Genomic DNA, 16,045 nt, shown 5'->3' with positions numbered 1-16,045 from the left:
ATAAAAAACTAGCAACCATTACTTGAGTATAACTAATCAAAATATCGAAGAATTAATTGCACTTTGTAAAAACAATAATCAAAAGGCTCAATTCGAAATTTACAATCGCTATTCTAAAGCTATGTACAATATCGCTTATAGAATTGTAAAGGACGAACATTTTGCACAAGACGTCATGCAGGAAGGTTTTTTGAAAGCGTTTACAAAGATTAACGATTACAAACAGGAAGTAGCGTTTGGAGCTTGGCTCAAAAAAATTGTAATTAATTACAGCATTGATTTTTATAAAAAAAATAATGCTTTCCAAATGGAAGACCTGAACAAAACACTTTACAAGATTGAGGAAGATAATTCTATTTTATCTGAAAATATCGATCTCAATTCACTTAAAGTACAGCAGGTTCTGGACACAATTTCAGGTTTAAAAGATAACTACCGAATGGTTTTGACCTTATTTTATATTGAGGGTTACGATCAGGAAGAAATCTGTGAAATCTTAAATATTAGTTATGCGAATTGCAGAACTACGCTGAGCAGGGCTAAAGAAAGTTTACGAAAAAAATTAGAGGATTTATGAGTTCGCCAATTAAAAAAAGTTTGTGCGCACAAACGCCGGTAAATAAAAAGCGATATCATCTATCACCTCTACAAAATAAATTTTGGATATTATGAAAAAGGAAAATGACGAATTAGATCAATTGTTTAACAAGTTTGAAAACCAATGGGATGTTCGCGAAATGAGCTCAGATCATCAAGTTGACTTTTTAAATAAATTAAATAAAAAACAACCTAAGAGAAAAAATTATGCTGTGTGGGCAATTGCAGCTTCGATAGTTCTGTTTTTGGGAGTATCAATATTGTACAACAATAATGAGAAACCGAAAGAACTAAAATTTGCATCAACTGAAACGCAGCGTACGGATTCTATCTTTAGTATTTTGATTAAAAATGAGCTGGTTAAATTAAAAGAAAAAAACTCTCCAGAAAATGAGCAAATTATAAATGATGCTTTAAAACAAATGAAAGTCTTTGATGCTGACTATGAAAAAATCATCAAAGAGGTTCAGAAAAATGGAGAAAACAAACAAATTATTTATGCTATGATAAGCAATCTGCAGACTAGAATATCATTCTTGCAGACTGTTTTACAGCGAATTGAAGAAAACGAAAACTTAAAAAATACTTCTCATGAAAAAACATTATAATTTACTCATCTTACTTCTTTTGATTCCTTTTTTAGGTTTTTCAAATGATGGTGCTTATATCACAAAACAAAAAAATATTAAAAAAACATATATCGTAAACTCAAATGCAGGTATCGATATTGATAACAAATATGGTAATATCACTGTCTCGACTTGGGATGAGGATAAAATAGATCTTGATATCATTATAAAAGTTACTGGGCCAAATGAAAATTGGGTTAACGAAAAACTAAATAATATTGATGTTAATATTACAGCTCTAAAATCAATGGTTACTGCTGTAACTTCTATTGGAACTTCTTCGTTAAAAAGTAAAGGAAGTACTAACTTTTTTGAAATCAATTATGTTATCAAGATTCCAAAAAACGGTTCTGTAAAACTGCTTAATAAGTACGGAGATATAGCAACTGAAAATATTTATGGCGCTACAGATATTGCCTGTAAATATGGTAAAATTTCTTTAGGGAAGTTAAACAATTCAAGCAATAACATAAAAATAGAATATTGCCAAACTTCAGCTATTAACTATATCAAAAGTGGAAATATTACAGCAAAATATTCTGGATTAAAAATTAACGAATCTGGTAATCTAAATTTAGATACTAATTATACTGATTTAGTAATTCTTGAAGGACAAAATATAAAATACGACTGTAATTACGGGACGTTCAAATTTCAGAAAATAAACTCCTTTACAGGCTCGGGAAATTATCTAACCATTTCTATCGCTGAGATTTCGAATAGTGTAAATTTAGATACAAACTATAGTAAAATCAATATTTCTAACGTAACAAGCAAGGCTAATAATGTCAATATAAACTCTGGTTATTCTGATGTTTATATGGGTTATGATATGAATTATTCTTTTGATTTTGATATTAATACAAGATATGGAGGCATTAAAAGCGATAATTCTCTAGATGTTTTGGTTAATGAAACTAAAAATGCCAGTAAAAGAATCAGCGGCTTTAATAAAAAGAAAGGTCAAAATAAGGTTACTATTAATTCTACTTACGGAAACGTAACATTAAACAAAAAACAATAATCATAAAAATTTAAAGAAATGAAAAAATTATCTCTATTAGTAGTTTGTGGTGCATTCTTAATTGGTTTTATGGCTAATGCGCAATCAGAAAAAATAAACGGAAACGGTAAAGTTGTTACTGAAACAAGATCAACAGCGGGCTACGATGCAATAAAAATTGCAGGTTCTTTTGATGTTGATTTAGTTGCTGGAAAAGAAGGAAAAATTATCGTTAAGGGTGAAGAAAATATTTTATCTGCAATCGTAGTTGAAGTTGAAGAAAATACTTTGAAAATTTATACAAAGAAAAATACTAACATCCGTTCAAGTATAGGCAAAAAGGTTGAAGTAACAATTCCGTTTGAAAAAATATCAGAATTAAGTCTTTCTGGTTCTGGAAATATTAAATCAAGAGATATTATCAAAAACGATTCGTTTTTAGCGAAACTTTCAGGATCAGGAAATTTTAGTTTAGCGGTTGACTCCAATTCTTTTGAACTGAACTTAAGCGGATCAGGAAATGTAAATTTAAAAGGCAATACTGATAACTTTACTACAAAACTTTCGGGATCTGGAGATATAGATGCCAGCGCTTTAAAATCTAAAAATGTAGTAGTTAATGTTTCGGGTTCTGGAGACAGTAAAGTAAATTGCAGCGAAACTTTGACTGCTCGAGTTTCTGGTTCTGGTGATATTAAATATACTGGAAATCCTGAAAAACGTGATGTAAAAGTTTCTGGATCAGGAAATATTTCAAAAGTCTAACACAAAGAATGTCACGAATTTTTATTCATCATCAATCAATAACAAATTCTAATTCGTGACATTTAAATTTTTATAAGGCGTTTTATTAATTTAAAACGTCTTTTTTATGCACTCTTCTTAATAAGAAAATAGAAGTAACAAAGAAAACTGCTAAAATAACAATTGCCGCACGAGGACTTCCTGTTATTTGATCGATAATTCCGTAAACACACATTCCTATTACAATTCCTATTTTTTCAGCAACATCATAAAAACTAAAAAACGAAGCTGTATCTTCTGTTTCTGGCAAGAGCTTTGAATAGGTAGAACGTGACAAAGCCTGAATTCCGCCCATAACAAATCCGGCAACTGTTGCCATAACATAAAAATGCATTGGTAATATTATGAAATAAGCCAAAGCACAAAAAGCAGCCCAAATGGCATTAATAAAAATCAGCGTTGGAATATTTCCAAATTTTTCTGAAGCTCTCGAAGTTAAAACTGCACCCACAACAGCTACCAGCTGAATTATCAAAATACAAATTATTAAACCAATAGTACTTTCTTCTTTTGATGACCATTGAATTTCCTGTGCTCCAAAATAAGTTGCAACCAGCATTACAGTTTGTACGGCCATACTTGAAACAAAAAAACCACCTAAATAACGTCGTAAAGGAACATTTTCATTCAGTAAACCCCAAACCTTTTTCAATTCTTTGAAGCCATTAAAGACAACAGATTTTGTTAGTTTTTCGCCCTTTTCTTTTCTTCCTTTTGGTAAATAATAATACGTATACTGACTAAATAATATCCACCAAACTCCTACCATGATAAAAGAGTAACGCATCGCTTTCATTGCTGGTTCTGGACCAGAAATATTAAACCATTCTGGCTTCATAATCATCGCTAAATTGATAACCAATAAAATAACGCTTCCTATGTAACCTAAAGAATATCCTTTTGCACTGATTCTATCTTGTTGTTCTTCAAAAGCAATATCTGGTAAATATGAATTGTAAAAAACTAAACTTCCCCAATATCCTAATAATCCAAAGAAGTAAAATGCCAATCCGATATAAATATCAGTCAATTCAAACCAATACAATCCCATGCAGGATAATGCTCCTAAATAACAGAAAAACTTCATAAAGCATTTTTTATTTCCTACATAATCTGCTATACCTGATAATAGTGGTGAAATAAAAGAAACAACTAAGAATGCTGCCGCGGTAATAAAACTAATTAGTGCTGAATTCTTTAAATGAAGTCCAAAAACATCAATATAATGATCTCTTTTTGAAAATAATGCTTCATAAAAAATAGGAAATACTGCAGATGCTATTGTAAGTGTATAAACAGAATTTGCCCAATCATAAAATGCCCAGGCGTTTAATAGTTTTTTATCGCCTTTTTTTAATTCTTTCATAGAAATGGTTTTGTTAACAGGCTACGAATTTATCTCTTTTTTATGATAATCAAATAGAAATTCAATAAATCATGTATTAATAAATTATAAACAAGGCTATTGTGCAGTGTCATCTATAGAAACAAAAAAGCCGTCCAAAAATCTGGACAGCTTTCAAATTATCTTTGTATTATTTTGTTTTTATTTTATAACTCCAACTTTCAGTGCTGTAGCTTTTGCTTCTGGAATTAATGCTTTTAAGTTCGCAATTCTCGTAGCATCAGAAGGGTGTGTACTCATAAATTCTGGTGTTCCAGATGCTCCTGATTTTGCCGACATTCTACTCCAAAATGCAATAGCATCATCTGGATTATACCCTGCAATTGCCATTAAAGTAAGTCCAATTTTATCTGCTTCACTTTCATTGCTTCTACTAAACGGAAGCATTACTCCAACTTGCGAACCTACTCCATATGCTTGTGCAAAAATATCTCTTGTCGATTGCGATTTACCGCTTGTCGCTGCATCTAAAGCTGCTCCACCAATTTGCTGCAATTGTGCTGCACTCATTCTTTGTGCTCCATGATTAGCCAAAGCGTGTGAAACTTCGTGTCCCATAACAGTTGCCAAACCAGATTCATTTTGCGTAACTGGCAAAATTCCTGAATAAACTACGATTTTTCCTCCCGGCATACACCAAGCATTTACCTCTTTATTATCGACCAATTTATACTCCCATCTATAATCTTTTAAATATTGAGATTGTCCTAAAAAGGTTAAATATTTTTCAGCAGCTGCTTTTATTTTTATACCAACTTTCTCTACTAATTTTGCATCAGCCGTTCCTGTTATTACTTTATTTTCAGAAATAAACTGGCTGTATTGCTGAAATGAAGAGGGAAATAATTCGCTATTTGAAACAAAATTTAAATTCTTTTTTCCTGTCACTGGATTGGTTGCACATCCAATAAAAAGAGCCGCAGATAACCCTAGTAATAATTGCTTTTTCATGATTCTGATATTTTTCAACATACAAAAATACAATAATTATTAATGTAGCTTTTATATAATTATTGACTAATTTATCAGAATTAACTTATTCTCCAATTATATGAAGTTCGCTAAAACCTTTTTCAACAATTAAAAACTGATTTACTTCAAAAGCAGCTTTATCAAATTGTATTTTTTCGTTGTCAATTTCAATCTCACTCACTTTAAATGGTAATCCAATCAAGTTGATTTTGTATTTGCTGTAAGGTGTATCATATTTACCTTCTTTGTGAAGTTGAATAATTAGTTCTTTTTCTTTTCCTATTGTTCTAAAAGACAAAAAGCTGTAACGTCCTTTTTTATAATCATAACCATCTTGCGCATCTTCGTAAACTACAGATTTTTCTTTGCCATTTTTATAATATACATCAAGTGTTAATTCGTCAAATTCTAATTCTCCAACATATTGCTGCACTGGATATTTTGGAATTACGGCGCCTGCTTTTATAAAAACTGGAATTTCATCAAATTTTGTATCAATCCACACTTCACGTCCTCCAACTGAAAATTCATTTGTCCAGTAATTATACCACTCTCCTCTTGGAATATACATACGTCTTCCTACTGCGTTTGGCTCAAGAATCGGACAGACTAATATTTGATTTCCAAAGATAAATTCGTCGTTGCGATAATGTGTTTGTGTATCATCTTGATCGAAATAAACTAATGGTTTCAACATTGGAATTCCTTCTTCGATATACTGCCAAAACATGGTATATAAATACGGTAGTAATTGGTAACGTAAGCTTACAAATTTTCTAGTAATATTAATCACTTCTTCATCAAAAGCCCAAGGTTCTTGATTACCGTGATCTCCTGAGGAATGTGTTCTGCAAAACGGATGAAATACGCCTAACTGAATCCAGCGTGCATACAATTCGCCAGTTGGCTGTTCCGCAAAACCACCAATATCAGAACCTGTAAATCCCATTCCTGAAATTGACATTCTTTGTACCTGAATATTAGCAATCCATAAATGTTCCCAAGTTGCTACGTTATCTCCTGTCCAAGATGATGTATAACGCTGTGCTCCTGAATAAGCTGACCTTGTTATAACAAAGGGACGTTTAGGATAGGCAAAACGCTTTACACCATGATAAGTCGCTCTTGCCATTTGAGTTCCATAAATATTATGTGCTTTTCTATGACTGCAAGGGTTTCCGTCGTAAACATGGCGAACATCCATTGGAAATGTTTTATTTGGAACTTCCATAACAGCTGGTTCATTCATATCATTCCAAACTCCTTTTACTCCAATATCAGCCACTAATTCTTTAAATAATCCTGCCCACCATTCTCTAACTGCAGGATTTGTATAATCTGGAAAATTACATTCGCCCGGCCATACTTTTCCTTTCATATAAGGTCCATCGGCTCTTTTACAGAAATAATCTTTCTCTAAAGCTTCTTTATAAACCCAATAATCTTGATCTATTTTAATTCCCGGATCTATAATTACTACCGTTTTGAAACCATCTTCGGCTAATTCGGCAACCATTCTTTTTGGATCTGGAAAGTAATTTTTATTCCATGTAAAGCATCGAAATCCTTCCATATAATCAATATCCAAATAAATGGCATCGCACGGAATTTGAAGTTCTCTAAATTTTGAAGTGATTTCTTTTACTTTACTTTCAGGATAATAACTCCATTTACATTGATGGTACCCTAAAACCCAAAGCGGCGGAAGTTCTGGTTTACCTGTTAAATCTGTATAATTGGTAACAACATCCTGCATTTGCGGCCCGTAAATGAAATAGTAATTCATTTCACCACCTTCTGCCCAAAAACTAGTTACATTTCGTCTTTCCTGACAAAAATCAAAGAAAGTCCTAAATGTATTGTCGAAGAAAATACCATAAGACTGTTTGTTATGTAAACCTATATAAAAAGGAACTACTTTGTAAAGCGGATCTTGTTCTTTTTGGTAAGCATATTGATCTGTAGCAAAATTCTCAACTCTTTTACCTTTTAAATTCATTTGAGTTGCCTTGTCACCAAGTCCGTAAAAACATTCACCATCTTTAGATGATTTACTCATTTTTACGATATTTCCTCCATATTCGTAGCTTTCTTCCCAATGAAAACCAAGCTCATCTTCAAGAATTAGAAAATCGTTTAAATCGTAAATCGATAAACGAAGATCTGATTTTTGAATTTTACATTTTACTTTACTGGTTTTAATTTGAAAATAAGTTTCTTCTTCAGTTAGTTCAAGAAAATTATAACCATGAAGCTGGGATTTATCAATTGCATACGAAAAGTCATTGCTGAAATATCCCTTTGTTGTAAAACGAAATCGAATTAAACTATCTCTAAGAATAGTAACTTTTAGGATTACTTTATTATCTGTATTAAAAAAAATGGAATCGCCTTCGTGTTGAAAAGAGACAATTTTTGATGGATATAAATCGCCTTTGTATTCTAATGCCGTGTTTGTAATCATATCTCCAAATGAATTAATTATAAAACGTTAACGCTCTTTCAAACTTACAAAAAAAGTTTATAAAGCCCTATGAATAAAAGGTTTATTCACGAAAACGTTTTTTCTGAATGGGTATTAGAATTCTTCTCCAAAAATCATCAATTTGATAATTTAAGAACGAAATACTAATAAAATAGTTGTAAAATTTAATTTGCCAAATTTTTATATGAAAGAAAAAACAGTAATACTTAAAGGAGGCAGAATTAATTCAACAGAAAATTCTCTTCCGTCATATGGTATTGCTTCTGCTTTTACTACTTTAGAATTTCCAACATCGCTTCCACCATAGACTGCAGCATCGCTATTAAAAATTTCCTGTAATTTTCCCTTTTTTGGCACTCCGATTCTATAATTTTCTCTTACAATCTGTGTGAAATTGAGAACCACAATAACATTTTCATCAGGTTTATTTCCTTTTCGGATATAAGATAAAACCGCATTTTGATGATCTGAGTAATTAATCCACTCAAAGCCTTCGCCTGTAAATTGCTTTTCGTATAAAGCAGGATATGATTTATACAGCTTATTTAAATCTGTAATTAGTTTTTTTATTCCTGAATGAAAATCATATTGAAGCAGATGCCAGTCTAAACTATTCTCAAAATTCCACTCGCTCGTTTGACCAAATTCAGCTCCCATAAACAATAATTTTGCTCCGGGATGCGTGAACATATATCCGTATAATAATCTCAAATTGGCAAATCGCTGCCATTCATCGCCGGGCATTTTATAGATAAGAGATTTTTTTCCGTAAACTACTTCGTCATGCGAAAACGGAAGCATAAAATTTTCGGTAAAAGCATACGTCATCGAAAAAGTCAAATCATTTTGATGGTATTTTCTGTAAACTGTTTCTTTTTGAAAATATTCTAAAGTGTCATGCATCCAGCCCATCATCCATTTCATTCCAAAACCTAAACCACCTGTAAAAGTGGGCCTTGAAACCATCGGAAAAGAAGTACTTTCTTCGGCGATAGTCTGTACTCCATCAAAATTAGCATAAATTACTTCGTTGAACTCTTTTAGAAAACTAATCGTATCCAGGTTTTCTCTTCCGCCAAAAATGTTAGGTTCCCACTCTCCATCTTCTCTTGAATAATCAAGATACAACATCGAAGCGACGGCATCAACCCTTAAACCATCGGCATGATAATTTTGAAGCCAAAAAACAGCATTACTAATCAAAAAAGCTCGAACTTCATTTCGTCCATAATTAAAAACCAAACTTTTCCAATCAGGATGGTATCCTTTTCGACGATCTGGATGTTCGTATAAATGTGATCCATCAAAAAAACCTAAACCATGTGCATCATCTGGAAAATGTGAAGGAACCCAATCTAAAATTACTCCAATTCCTTCTTGATGCAGTTTATCAACTAAAACCATAAAATCCTGCGGTTTACCAAAACGTGATGTTGGCGCAAAATATCCCGTTAACTGATATCCCCAAGAAGGATCATAAGGATACTCCATTATTGGCATGAACTCAACATGAGTAAAACCAGTTTCTTTTACATATTTAACTAAATCATCAGCAAGCTCCAAATAAGTTAAAAAACGGTTATTCTCGGCACGTTTCCATGACCCCAAATGCACTTCGTAAACAGAATAAGGTTTATCTAACGCATTATTCTGCTTACGATTCTGCATCCAGTTTTCGTCTTTCCATTTGTATTCCAAATCCCATACTACAGATGCCGTATGCGGCGGTTTCTCACAGTACAAAGCAAATGGATCTGCTTTTTCAGTTACAATTTCGTCAATATTCGACTGGATTTTATATTTATAAAGTGCTCCTTTTGTAATTTCTGGAATAAATCCTTCCCAAATACCAGAGGAATCCCAACGTACATTTAAAACATGTTCTCCCTGAGTCCAATAATTAAAATCACCTACAACCGAAACTGTCTGTGCAGTTGGAGCCCAAACGGCAAAGTAAACTCCTTTTACTCCATTAACTTCAATTAAGTGAGCTCCCAGCTTTTCATACAATTTGAAATGCTTTCCAGCTTTGAATAAATCAATATCAAAATCAGTAAACAGAGAATGTGTAATTACTTTTGTCATATTTGTTTTTTAAGGCAACTATTGGAATTTAGATTTTTTAATTGGAATTTTTAATTTTATTCAATTCTGAAATTATCCGAAAGGACTGCCCCTTTTTTAATTACAACAATTCCGTCTTTTATGCTGTACAATTCATTAGTAAAATTGTCTAGATGTTTTCCGCCGCTAATATGAACATTGTTTCCAATTCTAACATTTTTATCGACTAAAGCATTTTTTATAAAGCAATTTTCACCAATGCCTACATGAATTTTATTAATTGTACTCTCATGATTTAGTTCGTCAAGATCCTGATAGAAATCATTCCCCATAACATAACAATTTTCAAGTACCGTCCCTACTCCAATTCTAGAACGAATACCAATTACAGAACTCTTAATTTCTTTTGCATTAATAATGCAGCCTTCAGAAATTAAGGATTGATCAACTGTTGTATTTCTATATTTCGACGGTGGCAATAATCTAGGTCTCGTAAAAATTTTATTCTCATTATCGAATAAATTAAACTCTGGAATATCAGCAGTTAAACCAATATTTGCTTCAAAAAAGGATTCGATATTTCCAATATCAGTCCAATAACCCTCGTACTGATAACTTAGAATTTTATGCTTTCCAACGGCTTGCGGAATAATTTCTTTTCCAAAATCCTTTGTATCAGGATTCGACATTAATTCTTCGAGTAATGGTTTATTGAAAATGTAAATTCCCATTGAAGCTAGATATTTTTTGCCTTTTTCCTGCATTTGCTCACTTACTTCAGATTCCCAATCTGGCAGTAATGATGCGTCTGGTTTTTCAATAAAAGCTTCTATACAGCTTTCATGATTCGTTTTTAAAATTCCAAACTCTGGTGCATCCTTAGCATTTACAGGAAGTGTTGCAATGGAAATAGCCGCATCGGCTGCAATATGAGCCTCCAGCATTTCATTAAAATCCATTTGATACAATTGATCGCCAGAAAGAATTAATGCGTGATCAAAATCGTGTTTTAAAAAATGAGACATACATTGTCTAACGGCATCTGCAGTTCCTTGAAACCACGTTGGGTTATCTGGTGTTTGTTCCGCTGCCAAAATATCTACAAACGACTGGCTGAAAATACTAAAATTGAAAGTATTCTTAATATGCGCATTTAAAGATGCTGAATTAAACTGTGTTAGAACAAATATTTTAAAAATATCCGAATTAATACAATTTGAAATAGGAATATCGACTAATCTATATTTTCCGCCAATTGGCACTGCAGGTTTTGATCTCGTTTCGGTTAACGGAAATAAACGTGATCCTTGTCCTCCTCCTAAAATAATAGCAACTACATTTTTCTTTTTAAATTTCATTTTTCTCAATTATTAGGTTGTATATCTCGATGTATTCTTGGCAAACTCTTTCCCAGGAATGGTCAGCAGCCATTCCTCTTTCTAAAACTTTATTGAAATTTAATTTATTATTATACAGCTTTACTGCTCGATTTATAGAATAACATATATCTCCAACTGAAGCTTGATCATGACAAATTCCGTTTCCTTCGTCCCCAAAGTCAATAACCGTATCTCTTAAGCCTCCAGTTCTCCTAACTATCGGAATTGTTCCATAACGCATCGCATACATTTGATTTAAACCGCAAGGTTCAACTCTAGAAGGCATTAAAATATAATCTGACCCAGCGTAAATCAAATGCGCTAATTCTTCGTTATAACCAATAAAAACATTGTAATTACCATTATAATCATTTCTTAATTGCACTAATTGTTCTTCTATAACTGCATTTCCAGATCCTAAAATCAGAATATTGATATTTTCGAAATTTTCAGATAATGCTAAAGCAGATGCGTGAGGTAATAAATCTCCTCCTTTTTCCTCAAACAAACGGCCGATAAAACTAAATAACGGTTTTTCAGGATCTAAATCAAACTGCTCACAAAGCTTTTCTTTATTTTTTTGTTTTCCAGATTCAAAAGTTTCAATCGAATAATTCGCTACAATCATCTGATCTTTTAAAGGATCCCAAACTTCAATATCAATTCCATTTAAAATTCCTCTCGATTTACTGCGAACTGATTTGAACAAAGATTCCAAACCATTAGCAGCCTGATTTATTTCATTTAAATAACTTGGAGATACCGTAGTAACCGCATTTGCACATTTTACACCAACTGCTAATGAATTAATCGAATTATTCCATTCTAAAAATCCAACATGCTTTAAATCAAATTCCGGTAAATAATGCAGCTTATCAAATCCAAACCAGCCTTGATACAAACCATTATGAATTGTAATTACTGTTTTTACATTCTTCAAACTATCATACTTGTAAGCAAACTGAATTAAAAATGGAATTAATCCAGTGTGATGATCATGACAATTTATAACATCTGGAATTGTATTTCGACAAATTATCCAATCTAAAACTGCTATCTGAAAAGCTAAAAAACGTTCTATATCATCTTCATAGCCATAAATATTAGGACGGTCAAATAATTCTTTAATTTCGACAAGATATAATTCATACCCTAATTTATTAGTAGTTTCTTTCAGGATACTAAACGGGAAATTAAAATTTCCAAGTTTAACTGTTCCCCAATGAACACATTCAAAGTCATTCTCTTTTCTAAACTTAGTATCATAACACGGAACAATTACTCGTACCTGATGACCTGCATTAGTTTGGTATTTTGGCAATGCACCAACAACATCAGCTAAACCGCCAACTTTTGCCATTGGATAACATTCGGCACTAATATGAAATATTTCCATGTTAAAAATTATAACAAATTGTGAATTATTTTTCAGCAGTCCTATATAAATAGCTACTTTTATGTTTTTTAAATTTAGCAAAAAATAAACAGAATTAAGCCCACAAGTAAAATTTATTGATATGTCAAAAAAGGCAAACAATCCTACTAAATCATTAAAAATTCCACAGTTTATTATTGTATCATGTAAAATTTGTGCTTTAATTTCATCAAAACTAGTCACATCATATACAGCAAAATTATTTACAACACCTATAAAACATAAGGTTCCAAAACGAGAATTTGAGATGGATAAAAAAAGCATCCAAAACTTAATCTACGTCCCTGAAATAAACAAAAGTGTTGTGACATATCAGTATGGCAAAAGTGATCGTAAAGTTTTATTAGTTCATGGATGGTCTGGTCGAGGCACGCAATTATTTAAAATTGCCGACGAGCTTTTAGAAAATGATTACTCTGTAGTAAGTTTTGATGCTCCCGCACATGGGAAATCAAAAGGAAATACGACAATTATGTCTGAATTTATTGCTTCTATACTAGAAATAGAAAAACAATATGGCCCATTTGAATTTGCGATTGGTCATTCTTTAGGAGGAATGTCGGTACTAAATTCAATTAAAGACGGCTTAAAAGTGAAAAAAGCTATTGTAATTGGAAGTGGAGATATTGTTCAGGATATTCTTGATGATTTTGTTGCTAAATTAGGTTTAAAACAAGCCATAAGCGAACGCTTACGTGAGTTTTTCGAGAATAAGTATCAAGTAAAAATGGATAATTTTTCAGCTTACAGAGCCGCTCAAAAAGTAAAAATACCTGTTTTGGTTATACATGATAATGATGATCCTGAAGTTCCCCCAAAAGCTGGAATTCATATTCATCAAAATCTTGAAAATGGAGAATTATTCTTAACAGATGGTTTAGGGCATAGAAAAATTCTAGGAAATCAAAATGTAATTAAAAAGACTTTAGAATTCATCAAAAACTCTTAATTTCATAAGAATTAACGTTTTACCTATTTAATTCAAAAAAAGAAAAAAATGGATTTATTTGGAGAAACATCAAATTGGGAAACTAAATTAGAGCCCATTTTAGAAAAATATAAAGGAAAGAAACATCCTTTAGAATATAAGAACACTTACCAATTATTGGTTATGGTTGTTTTATCAGCACAAGATTCTGATGCAAATATCAATAAAATAGCACCAACTTTATTTGATAAATACCCAACCTTAAATAGTCTCTCAAAAACAGACTTGGAAACATTTGTTCCCTATATCAGTAAAGTTCGAAACTTTCAGACAAAAGCAAACTGGCTTTTAGAAATTGCAAAGACTATTCAAGAAGACAAAAATATTCCACTAACTATGAGTGGTTTAACAACCCTAAAAGGAATTGGAAGAAAATCGGCAAATGTAATTTTAAGAGAAACTAATCAACCAGCCGAGGGCATTATTTCTGATTTACATGTAATACGAGTAGCTCCAAGAATTGGAATTATAAAAGAAAGTAAAGACGGAAATAAAGTAGAAAAAGATCTCATGCAAATACTTCCTAAAAATATTTGGTCTGAAATTGGTATGGCTATATCTTTTCTTGGCAGAGAAACCTGCAGACCAAAACCAAAATGCGAAGAATGCCTTATAGCAGATGTTTGTCACTACTATTTACAAGAAGTAATCTAAAAAACTACTTTCTTCGCGTATCAATTAAATAAATAATCTTCCAATTATCTTTTTCTTTAAATAATGTAAAAGTATTTACACCCGAATGACTTAATTTATCATTGATATAAAATTCATAAGGTGCCCACACATGTGCCATTGCCCCATCAATTTGAATATTATAACTCAATATTTTTTCTTGAAATTTAAAATTCGCAGGAATTGATGCAATAGATTTATATAACTCTTCTGCGCTTTCATTTGACAATTTATTGCCTTTAGTTTTACTTTCACTTATCGATTGTAAAATAACCTTATCCCCACAAACTGATTTCAATTTAAGCGTGTCTTTTTTATGAAAACCTTCAAAAAATACATCAATACATTTTTGAACATCTTGCTTTTGGGCATTAGATACTAACCCAAGAAATAGAAATAATATAGCAATAAAACTTCTCATAAAATTTCAATTTTATTAAACTCCAAATTGTGAAAGATGATGCTCTAAATGTTTTGCAAACATATTATTCCATTCTTTCGAAGTCAATTTTCCAAAAGAGTGCGATTCTTTACCTTCGAATTCATTTGTGCCTAAAGTCTGAGTTCTAATCAAATAGGATAGGATATTAGCCTTTTCTTTTCAGTTTCAAAATCACGATTTCCTTTAATTATAAATTGCGGTGCCGTTTGATTATTTTTAGGATAAGGTTTATCATCAACCACCTTGCTCTTTACCAATAATTTTAAAATAAACTTCATAAAACCGTTTGGTTTTGGATGAATATCTTCATATACCATTTCGTACGACACATTGCAATGGGCAAGCATCTGATCAACAGACATTTTACCCCAAAGTCCATTTGAATCAGGTTTAAGCTGATTTATTCTATTAATAAACTGATCACAATCTTCCTTTAAAAAAACATTTTGCATGATTAAAAAATAGTATATAGTTAAATATGTAAAGTAAAAATATAAAATTTACATACAAAATACATACTTATTCTTTTATAAATTAAATTTTACCAATAGCATTAACAAAATTTTCATTTATGTCCAAAAAAAAACTTCAATTAGCAAAAGCCAATTGAAGTTTTAGTACTCAGAGCGGGACTTGAACCCGCACGAACATTGCTGTTCACTGGATTTTAAGTCCAGCGTGTCTACCAATTTCACCATCCGAGCATTATGTGGTACCTCCAGGGATCGAACCAGGGACACATGGATTTTCAGTCCATTGCTCTACCATCTGAGCTAAGGTACCATTTTTACTTAAAAATTAAGTAAAATTTGAATAAAAAACCCCATTTCTATGAAACAGGGTTTTAAAAAGAAAGGCGACGACATACTCTCCCACAAAATTGCAGTACCATCTGCGCAGGCGGGCTTAACTACTCTGTTCGGGATGGGAAGAGGTGAGCCCCGCCGCAATAACCACCTTAAGGTTGTTAGTAATTAGTTATTAGTGCTTAGTAATTAGTCCTTAGACTCTTTACTAGTTACTTTTCACTAGTTACTGCTCTACGTCGAGCTAATATTTTAACATACTGAGATAAAGAAAAGTACTTTTATTTACTATTTTTAGAAAGTTTCTCCCCCACACCGAGGTGTGGGGAAAAGGGTGTACATAAGCTTACGGATTATTAGTACT

General features: G+C 32.0%; 15 protein-coding genes, 2 tRNA genes and 1 rRNA gene. 6 read left to right on the top strand and 12 right to left on the bottom strand.

Going from position 1 to position 16,045, the window contains the following annotated elements:
• Nucleotides 1–22: 22 nt before the first annotated feature.
• The 4 genes from ACHRV0_RS17045 (at nt 23) to ACHRV0_RS17030 (ending at nt 2,994) form a co-directional block, all read left to right on the top strand.
• Nucleotides 23–577 carry an RNA polymerase sigma factor gene (locus ACHRV0_RS17045; RefSeq protein WP_089055585.1) on the top strand — a complete coding sequence of 185 codons (555 nt, stop codon included), beginning with the start codon at nt 23–25 and terminating at the stop codon, nt 575–577.
• 91 nt (nt 578–668) lie between these two features.
• A complete protein-coding gene (locus ACHRV0_RS17040) occupies nt 669–1,205 on the top strand; it encodes an anti-sigma factor (RefSeq protein ID WP_129024705.1) in 537 nt (178 codons plus the stop codon).
• Nucleotides 1,189–2,250, top strand: coding sequence for a hypothetical protein (locus ACHRV0_RS17035; protein ID WP_395441739.1), 1,062 nt, complete (start codon nt 1,189–1,191; stop codon nt 2,248–2,250). Before ACHRV0_RS17040 ends, ACHRV0_RS17035 begins: the two co-directional genes overlap by 17 nt.
• An 18-nt stretch (nt 2,251–2,268) precedes the next feature.
• Complete coding sequence (locus ACHRV0_RS17030) at nt 2,269–2,994, top strand: head GIN domain-containing protein (RefSeq protein WP_395441738.1); 726 nt, start codon at nt 2,269–2,271, stop codon at nt 2,992–2,994.
• Nucleotides 2,995–3,079: 85 nt separating this feature from the next.
• Here the strand turns inward: ACHRV0_RS17030 and ACHRV0_RS17025 are convergent, their stop codons facing one another.
• The 6 genes from ACHRV0_RS17025 to ACHRV0_RS17000 all read right to left on the bottom strand — a co-directional run bounded on the left by ACHRV0_RS17025 (nt 3,080) and on the right by ACHRV0_RS17000 (nt 12,734).
• Entirely contained in the window at nt 3,080–4,399 is a 1,320-nt protein-coding gene (locus ACHRV0_RS17025; RefSeq protein WP_395441737.1) for an MFS transporter, read from the bottom strand.
• A 180-nt stretch (nt 4,400–4,579) separates the two neighbouring features.
• Nucleotides 4,580–5,389 (bottom strand): M48 family metallopeptidase, encoded by an 810-nt coding sequence (locus ACHRV0_RS17020; protein WP_129024703.1) that lies wholly within the window; start codon nt 5,387–5,389, stop codon nt 4,580–4,582.
• Between the two features lie 85 nt (nt 5,390–5,474).
• Complete coding sequence (locus tag ACHRV0_RS17015; protein WP_129024702.1) at nt 5,475–7,874, bottom strand: glycoside hydrolase family 31 protein; 2,400 nt, start codon at nt 7,872–7,874, stop codon at nt 5,475–5,477.
• 201 nt (nt 7,875–8,075) lie between these two features.
• The gene (gene glgB / locus ACHRV0_RS17010) at nt 8,076–9,980 is read right to left on the bottom strand and encodes a 1,4-alpha-glucan branching protein GlgB (protein ID WP_395441735.1); all 1,905 of its coding nucleotides are present in this window, start codon (nt 9,978–9,980) and stop codon (nt 8,076–8,078) included.
• Between the two features lie 56 nt (nt 9,981–10,036).
• Entirely contained in the window at nt 10,037–11,317 is a 1,281-nt protein-coding gene (locus tag ACHRV0_RS17005; protein WP_395441733.1) for a glucose-1-phosphate adenylyltransferase, read from the bottom strand.
• Nucleotides 11,307–12,734 (bottom strand): glycogen synthase, encoded by a 1,428-nt coding sequence (locus ACHRV0_RS17000; protein ID WP_395441732.1) that lies wholly within the window; start codon nt 12,732–12,734, stop codon nt 11,307–11,309. The genes ACHRV0_RS17005 and ACHRV0_RS17000 overlap by 11 nt, the downstream gene beginning before the upstream one ends.
• A gap of 121 nt (nt 12,735–12,855) precedes the next feature.
• Here ACHRV0_RS17000 and ACHRV0_RS16995 point away from each other — a divergent pair, with 121 nt between their 5' ends.
• On the top strand, nt 12,856–13,722 hold the full coding sequence (locus ACHRV0_RS16995) for an alpha/beta fold hydrolase (protein ID WP_395441731.1): 867 nt from the start codon (nt 12,856–12,858) through the stop codon (nt 13,720–13,722).
• Nucleotides 13,723–13,770: 48 nt separating this feature from the next.
• The gene (gene nth, locus ACHRV0_RS16990; RefSeq protein ID WP_129024697.1) at nt 13,771–14,415 is read left to right on the top strand and encodes an endonuclease III; all 645 of its coding nucleotides are present in this window, start codon (nt 13,771–13,773) and stop codon (nt 14,413–14,415) included.
• A gap of 4 nt (nt 14,416–14,419) precedes the next feature.
• Here the strand turns inward: nth and ACHRV0_RS16985 are convergent, their stop codons facing one another.
• The 6 genes from ACHRV0_RS16985 to rrf form a co-directional block, all read right to left on the bottom strand.
• A complete protein-coding gene (locus ACHRV0_RS16985) occupies nt 14,420–14,854 on the bottom strand; it encodes a nuclear transport factor 2 family protein (RefSeq protein WP_395441730.1) in 435 nt (144 codons plus the stop codon).
• 15 nt (nt 14,855–14,869) lie between these two features.
• The gene (locus tag ACHRV0_RS16980; RefSeq protein ID WP_395441729.1) at nt 14,870–15,007 is read right to left on the bottom strand and encodes a hypothetical protein; all 138 of its coding nucleotides are present in this window, start codon (nt 15,005–15,007) and stop codon (nt 14,870–14,872) included.
• Nucleotides 15,004–15,327, bottom strand: a complete 324-nt coding sequence (locus ACHRV0_RS16975) for a hypothetical protein (protein ID WP_395441728.1) — start codon at nt 15,325–15,327, stop codon at nt 15,004–15,006. The genes ACHRV0_RS16980 and ACHRV0_RS16975 overlap by 4 nt, the downstream gene beginning before the upstream one ends.
• A 166-nt stretch (nt 15,328–15,493) precedes the next feature.
• Nucleotides 15,494–15,579 (bottom strand) — tRNA-Leu (locus tag ACHRV0_RS16970).
• Nucleotides 15,580–15,585: 6 nt separating this feature from the next.
• A tRNA-Phe gene (locus ACHRV0_RS16965) sits at nt 15,586–15,658 on the bottom strand.
• Between the two features lie 68 nt (nt 15,659–15,726).
• A 5S ribosomal RNA gene (rrf, locus tag ACHRV0_RS16960) occupies nt 15,727–15,836 on the bottom strand.
• Nucleotides 15,837–16,045: the final 209 nt, after the last annotated feature.

This window comes from Flavobacterium sp. FlaQc-30, from assembly GCF_044005885.1.
Classification (GTDB): Bacteria; Bacteroidota; Bacteroidia; order Flavobacteriales; family Flavobacteriaceae; genus Flavobacterium.
This window is presented reverse-complemented; position numbering and strand designations above follow the sequence as displayed.

What these genes read in the sequence shown, in the direction of transcription:
- ACHRV0_RS17040 (WP_129024705.1), top strand. Translation starts at nt 669, where the DNA reads ATGAAAAAGGAAAATGACGAATTAGATCAATTGTTTAACAAGTTTGAA.
- ACHRV0_RS17035 (WP_395441739.1), top strand. Translation starts at nt 1,189, where the DNA reads ATGAAAAAACATTATAATTTACTCATCTTACTTCTTTTGATTCCTTTT.
- ACHRV0_RS17030 (WP_395441738.1), top strand. Translation starts at nt 2,269, where the DNA reads ATGAAAAAATTATCTCTATTAGTAGTTTGTGGTGCATTCTTAATTGGT.
- ACHRV0_RS17025 (WP_395441737.1), bottom strand. Translation starts at nt 4,399, where the DNA reads ATGAAAGAATTAAAAAAAGGCGATAAAAAACTATTAAACGCCTGGGCA.
- ACHRV0_RS17020 (WP_129024703.1), bottom strand. Translation starts at nt 5,389, where the DNA reads ATGAAAAAGCAATTATTACTAGGGTTATCTGCGGCTCTTTTTATTGGA.
- ACHRV0_RS17015 (WP_129024702.1), bottom strand. Translation starts at nt 7,874, where the DNA reads ATGATTACAAACACGGCATTAGAATACAAAGGCGATTTATATCCATCA.
- glgB (WP_395441735.1), bottom strand. Translation starts at nt 9,980, where the DNA reads ATGACAAAAGTAATTACACATTCTCTGTTTACTGATTTTGATATTGAT.
- ACHRV0_RS17005 (WP_395441733.1), bottom strand. Translation starts at nt 11,317, where the DNA reads ATGAAATTTAAAAAGAAAAATGTAGTTGCTATTATTTTAGGAGGAGGA.
- ACHRV0_RS17000 (WP_395441732.1), bottom strand. Translation starts at nt 12,734, where the DNA reads ATGGAAATATTTCATATTAGTGCCGAATGTTATCCAATGGCAAAAGTT.
- ACHRV0_RS16995 (WP_395441731.1), top strand. Translation starts at nt 12,856, where the DNA reads ATGTCAAAAAAGGCAAACAATCCTACTAAATCATTAAAAATTCCACAG.
- nth (WP_129024697.1), top strand. Translation starts at nt 13,771, where the DNA reads ATGGATTTATTTGGAGAAACATCAAATTGGGAAACTAAATTAGAGCCC.
- ACHRV0_RS16985 (WP_395441730.1), bottom strand. Translation starts at nt 14,854, where the DNA reads ATGAGAAGTTTTATTGCTATATTATTTCTATTTCTTGGGTTAGTATCT.
- ACHRV0_RS16975 (WP_395441728.1), bottom strand. Translation starts at nt 15,327, where the DNA reads ATGCAAAATGTTTTTTTAAAGGAAGATTGTGATCAGTTTATTAATAGA.